Annotated in this window: 5 protein-coding genes; 2 read left to right on the top strand and 3 right to left on the bottom strand. The window is 71.4% G+C overall.

The genetic code is table 11. The features are described from left to right. The coding region (locus tag ACFRFC_RS10575; RefSeq protein WP_383112614.1) for a DUF397 domain-containing protein at nucleotides 1–140 on the bottom strand (140 nt) is incomplete at its 3' end. Continuing rightward, nucleotides 118–969: a helix-turn-helix domain-containing protein gene (locus ACFRFC_RS10570; RefSeq protein WP_382680678.1), complete on the bottom strand. Its 852-nt coding sequence runs from the start codon at nucleotides 967–969 to the stop codon at nucleotides 118–120. The genes ACFRFC_RS10575 and ACFRFC_RS10570, both read right to left, overlap by 23 nt. A gap of 153 nt (nucleotides 970–1,122) precedes the next feature. Between ACFRFC_RS10570 and ACFRFC_RS10565 the strand changes: the two genes are divergently transcribed. After that, nucleotides 1,123–1,554 (top strand): ATP-binding protein, encoded by a 432-nt coding sequence (locus tag ACFRFC_RS10565; protein WP_382680677.1) that lies wholly within the window; start codon nucleotides 1,123–1,125, stop codon nucleotides 1,552–1,554. Nucleotides 1,555–1,831: 277 nt separating this feature from the next. Here the strand turns inward: ACFRFC_RS10565 and ACFRFC_RS10560 are convergent, their stop codons facing one another. Then, nucleotides 1,832–4,132: a LuxR C-terminal-related transcriptional regulator gene (locus tag ACFRFC_RS10560; protein WP_382680676.1), complete on the bottom strand. Its 2,301-nt coding sequence runs from the start codon at nucleotides 4,130–4,132 to the stop codon at nucleotides 1,832–1,834. A gap of 337 nt (nucleotides 4,133–4,469) precedes the next feature. On the opposite strand from ACFRFC_RS10560, the gene ACFRFC_RS10555 reads away from it, so the two are divergent. Next, the gene (locus tag ACFRFC_RS10555) at nucleotides 4,470–6,164 is read left to right on the top strand and encodes a glycoside hydrolase family 13 protein (RefSeq protein WP_382680675.1); all 1,695 of its coding nucleotides are present in this window, start codon (nucleotides 4,470–4,472) and stop codon (nucleotides 6,162–6,164) included. The last annotated feature ends 20 nt before the right edge of the window (nucleotides 6,165–6,184 follow it).

Below are 6,184 nucleotides of genomic sequence, written 5' to 3'. Positions count from 1 at the left end.
TCACTCTCACGCATCAAGATCTCGTCGCCCTGCATCGCCAACTCAAGACAGTTGGTGCCCGCCGCGTCGGTCGAGAACGAAGACTTCTGCCACTGAATATCCACTTCTCCCACGCCTTCATACTTGTTGAGCGATCTCATTGATGAAGTCACGCGACCGCACGGCGTCGAGCGACCTCTCCTCGGTCCGGTCCAGAACTGCTCGGAAATTTGCAAGGCGCGTCTCTGCATCAAGGAACGCAGGACCGTACGGGGTGTCCGTCTGGACCGTGTCGAGCTGTGGAACAGGCCCGCACGCATAGAGTGTCGCACTTCCAGCGTTCGGGAAGCCTCCTATGGAGAACGGAATCACGCGTACCCTCACGTTCTCCCGATCGGACTGCTTCAGCAGGTAGTCGAGTTGCGCGCGGGCGATCTTTCTCCCACCGAACTCCATGCGCAGTGCCGATTCGTGGATCAAAAAGGTGCACATGGGCGGGGTCGCCCGGTCCAGCACATCGCGACGCTTCAGCCGCAGTGACAGCTCACGACGCAGTTCGATGTCGCTCAGGGCAGGAACGGCCTCGGTGAACACCGCGCGGGCATAGTCCTCGGTCTGAAGCAGCCCAGGCATGTGCATGATCTGCACGGCTCGCAGAGCGCTGGCGTGGTGCTCAAGCTCGGACAGATCGAGAGCACCGACCGACAGAACCTCGCGATAGTCCTCCCACCACCCCTTTCTACGGTCCTCGGCCATGGCCGCCAACGCCTCGACGTACTCGGCGTCGGGGCAGCCGTAATGCGCGGCCCAAGTGCGTACACGCTCACCGCTCACCCCGAAGCGCCCCGACTCGATGTTGCTGACGGTCGTCCGGTCCGTGCCCAACTGGGCTGCGGCGTCAACGAGCGTGAGTCCGGCGCGCTCCCGGATCCTTCGCAGCTCCGCACCCAATCGGCGCTGCCGTGCGGTCGGCGCCTTCCTTGGTGGCATCGGTTCCCTCCTGTCGAGCCCTCAGTGTGGCCCGTATCCCCGGACAGAGTTAATCAGTAGCACCCTTTCGGGTTTCAGGTACTACAGGTGATACGCATACGCTACCGTCTCTCCCAACACCACCCAGCCACGACCGAGTTGGGAGACAGCGCCATGTCCACCACACCCCCCACCCCCACATCGCCAACCTCCTACCGCCTCACCACAGCCAACGCCCGAACCGCCCCCGGGGTACTGCGCAACCTCGTCGCCACGCTGCTGCGGTCCACCGGGCACGACGCGCTCGCCGAGTCGGCACGGCTCTGCACCAGCGAGGTCGTCACCAACGTGTACCGGCACACCCGTACGCCGCTCATCCACATGGAGGTCGCCGTCTCCGAGGCGTCCGTCACGGTGTGGGTGCATGACGATCTGCCGGGGGTGCTTCCGCTCCAGCCCGTCGGGAGGGATGGGGAGAGCGGGCATGGGCTCCATCTGGTGGAGGCGTGTGCCGATCAGTGGGGGAGTGCGGTGCGCGGCGGGCTGAAGGCGGTCTCGAAGGCCGTGTTCTTCACGCTCGACGAAGGCGGCAGAGGGACTTTGTGACTCACGTCCCCGAGCGCACGCCCAAACCTGAAAGCGGGGCTGCCCCGCCGACCAGGGGCAGCCCCGCTGCGCCGCCGGGGGGAGGTGTCGTGCGGGGGCCTTGCCATGACAGCCGTGGGGGTTGACCAACTGCCGGCGCCCCGCGCGTCCCGTCCCCTGGGTGGCAGGGAACAGCCTGCCGTGCCGGGGGTGGCGGAATGGTCGTGAGCGGGGAAGATCCGTACACCTACCGCTCGGGCGGCCCATACGTACGTACGCGGGGCGGGGGGCCGTAGGTCTAGCGAGGGCCTGCCAGCGCCGCGATCTCCGTCCTGGACGTGATGCCGAGTTTGGCCAGAATGTGTTCCACGTGGGCGTCCACCGTGCGCTTGGAGATGACCAGGCGCTCGGCGATCTCCCGGTTGGACATGCCCTGGGCGACGAGGGCCGCGACCTCGCGTTCGCGGCGGGTGAGGGAGTCGGCGGAGCGGAGGGGGGAGCGGGCCCCGGCGGGGGGAACCGGCTGGGGCGGGACCGGGATGTCCGTGTCCGTGCGGACGGCCTCCAGGATCTCCTGGCCCGACATCCGCGACCCCGCCTCCCGCCAGCGTTCGAAGTCCGCCGGGCCCAGGGCCGCGCGGACCGCCTTGTCCACCGCCTCCAGCTCCTCCAGCAGGCGGGGGAGCAGCGACACCGGGTCGCCGCCCAGGCGCCGGGCGTGCTGCGCGTATCCGAGCAGCCAGCAGGCCCGCACCGGGCGCCCGCGCTCGGCGGCGCACCAGGCCAGGCCCAGCGAGGCCAGCGCGGCCACCAGCACCTCGCCGATCTCGCTCGCCGCCTCCAGGCCGTCCCGGAAACAGCGCTCGGCATCCTCGTGATCGCCGCTCAGCCACAGGATCATCCCCTGGGTGCTCTGCGTCGACGCGTACAACTGGCGTTCGCCGACCCCGGCGAGGTACGCAAGGCCCGTGCGGCACAGCTCCAGGGCGCCCGCCGTGTCGCCGAGCACCGCCCGCAGCAACGCGCCCTCGTAGTGCACGACGCCGATGGCGAGGCCGTCGCCGGACTCGACGATCCGCAGCCGGTTGCGCTCCAGTTCGGCGAGGCCGTTCTCGACATCACCGCCGAACACGGTCATCGCGCCGAGATACGCGGCGGCCGACCGCTCCACCCGGTCCTCACCGATCCGCAGGGCCAGTTCGTGGGCGCGCGGGAAGCGGTCGGACGCGGTCTCCAGGTCCGCCATCCAGACGCCGAAGATGCCGGTCATCTGAAGGGCCCAGGCGCGTTCGGGGCAGTCCTGCGGTACGCGGCTCAGGCCCTTGTCGATCCAGTGCCGGCCCTCGGACAGGGTGCCCGCCGCCCGCCAGTACGCGCCCAGCCGGGTCGCCAGCCACAGCGCGTCCTTCGCCTGGGCGTCGTCCCGCGCGCAGCCCCACTCCAGGGCGGCCCGGATGTCGGCGATCTCCTCGCGCACCGCCCGGTGCAGCGCCACCTGCGCCGGGCTCAGGAACTCGTCCCAGAACCGGGCGACCAGGTGCTCGTAATGCGCGAAGTGGCGTTGCCGCACACCCGATCCGGCGTCCGGCGTGCGCTCCAGCCGGCCCGCGCCGTACTCGCGGATGGTGTCCAGCAGGCGGTAGCGTCCGCCGTCCTCGCCGATGCGCTGGACCACCGACTTGTCCACCAGGCCGATCAGCGCCTCGACCACCTGTTCGGCGCTCAGTTCGGCATCCGCGCAGACCCGTTCGGCCGCCGACAGTTCGAAGGACCCGGCGAACACCGAGAGCCGGGCCCACAGCAGGCGCTCCTCGGGGGTGCACAGGTCGTGGGACCAGTCGATCGCCGTACGCAGGGTCTGGTGGCGGGTGAGCCGGGTCCGCCTGCCGCCGGTGAGCACCTCGAAGCGGCGGTCGAGACGGGCGACCAACTCGGCCAGGGGCACCGCCCGCAGGCGTACGGCGGCCAGCTCCAGGGCCAGCGGGATGCCGTCGAGCCGGTCCACCAGCGCGAGGGTGCGTTCGCGGTCGGCGCCGGTGCCGGAGAAACCGGCGGTCACGGCGGCGGCCCGCTGCACGAACAGATCCGCCGCGTCCTCCCTGGCCAGCGGGGCGAGCGGTACGCAGTGCTCCCCCGGCACGTCCAGCGGCTGGCGGCTGGTGGCGAGCACGCTCAGCCCGCCCGCCTCGCGCAGCAGGATGTCGCAGAGCATCGCGCAGGCGTCCACCAGATGCTCACAGGTGTCCAGAACCAGCAGCAGCCGCCGTCCGCGCAGATGTTCCACCACCGCGTCCAGCGGGGTCATCCCCGGCTGTTCCGGCAGCTCCAGCACCCCGGCCAGGGTGGCCGGGATCAGCTCCGGGTCGCGCAGCGCGGACAGCTCCACCAGCCGCACCCCGTCCGGGTACCGGCCCGCGACCATCCCGGCCGCCCGCAGCGCCGTACGGCTCTTGCCGACCCCGCCGGGGCCCACCAGCGTGACCAGTCTCGACTGCTCCAACGCCGTGCGGAGCAGCGCGAGTTCCGCGCCCCGGCCGACGAAACTGGTCATCTCCACCGGCAGCTGCCCGCCCCGCCGCTGACCGAATCCGAACCCCATGCGACCCCCGATGCAGTCCATGCAGACCATCACAGCGTAGGCATACGGATGCCGAGCGTGAATGGCGTACGGGATGACGGGGTGGGGGAAGGGGCGCGAAGGTGACGGCGTACGGGTGTCGGCCCAGTTCAGGGGGCTGGGGCGGGTGGGGCAGGAGGGTGCGTGGCGGGCGGGGGGAGGGGGTCCGGAGTACGCCAGAACGAGTTCCTCCCGGACGAGTTCCTCCCGGACGGGAGTGCCGTACGCCGGGCGCGGTCCAGGTTCACCATCCGGGCGAACGGGACAGACTTCCCTTCCGTCTTCCCTTCTGTCGGACTCGCTGCGCAGAGGAGTTTGCGTGACCGTACCCCCCGTACCCCCCGTCACCTCCCCGCCCGATCCCTCCCCGCCCGATCTCTCGTCCAGGAACCCCGACTGGTGGCGGCAGGCCGTCGTCTACCAGGTCTATCCGCGCAGTTTCGGTGACGCCGACGGCGACGGGCTCGGGGATCTGAAGGGGATCACCGAGCGGCTCGGGCAGGTGGCCGCGCTCGGGGTGGACGCCCTGTGGCTGAGCCCGTTCTACCCGTCCGAGCCGGCCGACGGCGGGTACGACGTCATCGACTACCGCGATGTCGATCCCCGCCTGGGCACCCTGGACGACTTCGACGCGCTGGCGGCGAGGGCGCACCGGCTGGGGCTGAAGGTGATCGTGGACGTCGTCCCGAACCACACCTCGCATCTGCACATGTGGTTCCAGGAGGCGCTCGCGGCCGGGCCCGGCTCCCCGGCCCGGGACCGGTACGTCTTCCGGGACGGGCGCGGCGCGCACGGCGAACTGCCGCCCACCGACTGGCGGTCGGTCTTCGGCGGCAGCGCGTGGCGGCGGGTCCCGGACGGCCAGTGGTACCTGCACCTGTTCACCCCGGAGCAGCCCGATCTGAACTGGGACCACGCCGACGTCCGCGCCGACTTCCGCACCACGCTGCGCTTCTGGTCCGACCGGGGCGTCGACGGCTTCCGCGTGGACGTCGCCCACGCCCTCGTCAAGGATCTGGCCGATCCACTGCGCGACCTGGGCGATCCGGAGCTGAGCGCCGAGACGTCCCTCACCCACCTCCCGCCCGGCTCCCACCCCTTCTACGACCGCGACGAGGTGCACGAGATCTACCGCGACTGGCGGCGCGTCCTGGACTCCTACAGCCCGCCCCGGATGGCGGTCGCGGAAGCCTGGGTGCCGAACGCCCGCCGGGTCCACTACGCCCGGCCCGACGAACTCGGCCAGGCCTTCAACTTCGAGTATCTCCAGACCCCGTGGGACGCCGGGGCGCTCCGGCAGGTGATCACCGAGTCCCTCGACGCCGCCCGCGCGGCCGGTGCCTCCGCCACCTGGGTGCTGTCCAACCACGACGTGATCCGGCACGCCTCCCGCCTGATGCTCCCGCCCGGCACCGGCACCGACGACTGGCTCCTGTCCGGCGGGACCCGGCCGCCCGTCGACGAGGCCGCCGGTCTGCGCCGCGCCCGCGCCGCCACCCTGCTGATGCTCGCCCTGCCCGGCTCGGCGTACCTCTACCAGGGCGAGGAACTGGGCCTGCCCGAGGTCGCCGACCTCCCGCCGGAGGCCCTCCAGGACCCCGTCTGGGAACAGACCGGCCACACCCAGAAGGGCCGCGACGGCTGCCGGGTGCCGCTGCCCTGGACGTCGGCCGGACCGTCGTACGGCTTCGGCGCGGCCGGTTCCTGGCTGCCGCAGCCCGCGTGGTTCGGGCGGTACGCGGCGCAGGCGCAGGACGGGGTGGCGGGCTCGACGCTGGAGCTGTACCGCACGGCCCTGCGGCTGCGCCGCAAGCTGACCGAGGGCGAGACGCTGACCTGGGCGGCGGACCTCCCGCCCGCCGTCCTGTCCTTCGCCCGCACGGACGGCTGGCGCTGTGTCACCAACCTGTCCGCCACGCCCGTACCCCTGCCGCCCGGCGAGGTACTGGTGACCAGCGGCCCGCCGGCGGACGACGGACGGCTGGGGCCGGACACCACGGTGTGGCTGGGCTGAGCCCCGGCCGACGCGCCGAC

The sequence above is a fragment of the Streptomyces sp. NPDC056734 genome, assembly GCF_042790455.1.
Lineage (GTDB): Bacteria > Actinomycetota > Actinomycetes > Streptomycetales > Streptomycetaceae > Streptomyces.
Note: the sequence above shows the minus strand (reverse complement) of the source record. Positions and strands in the feature narration are given on the sequence as shown.

What these genes read in the sequence shown, in the direction of transcription:
- ACFRFC_RS10570 (WP_382680678.1), bottom strand. Translation starts at nt 969, where the DNA reads ATGCCACCAAGGAAGGCGCCGACCGCACGGCAGCGCCGATTGGGTGCG.
- ACFRFC_RS10565 (WP_382680677.1), top strand. Translation starts at nt 1,123, where the DNA reads ATGTCCACCACACCCCCCACCCCCACATCGCCAACCTCCTACCGCCTC.
- ACFRFC_RS10560 (WP_382680676.1), bottom strand. Translation starts at nt 4,132, where the DNA reads ATGGGGTTCGGATTCGGTCAGCGGCGGGGCGGGCAGCTGCCGGTGGAG.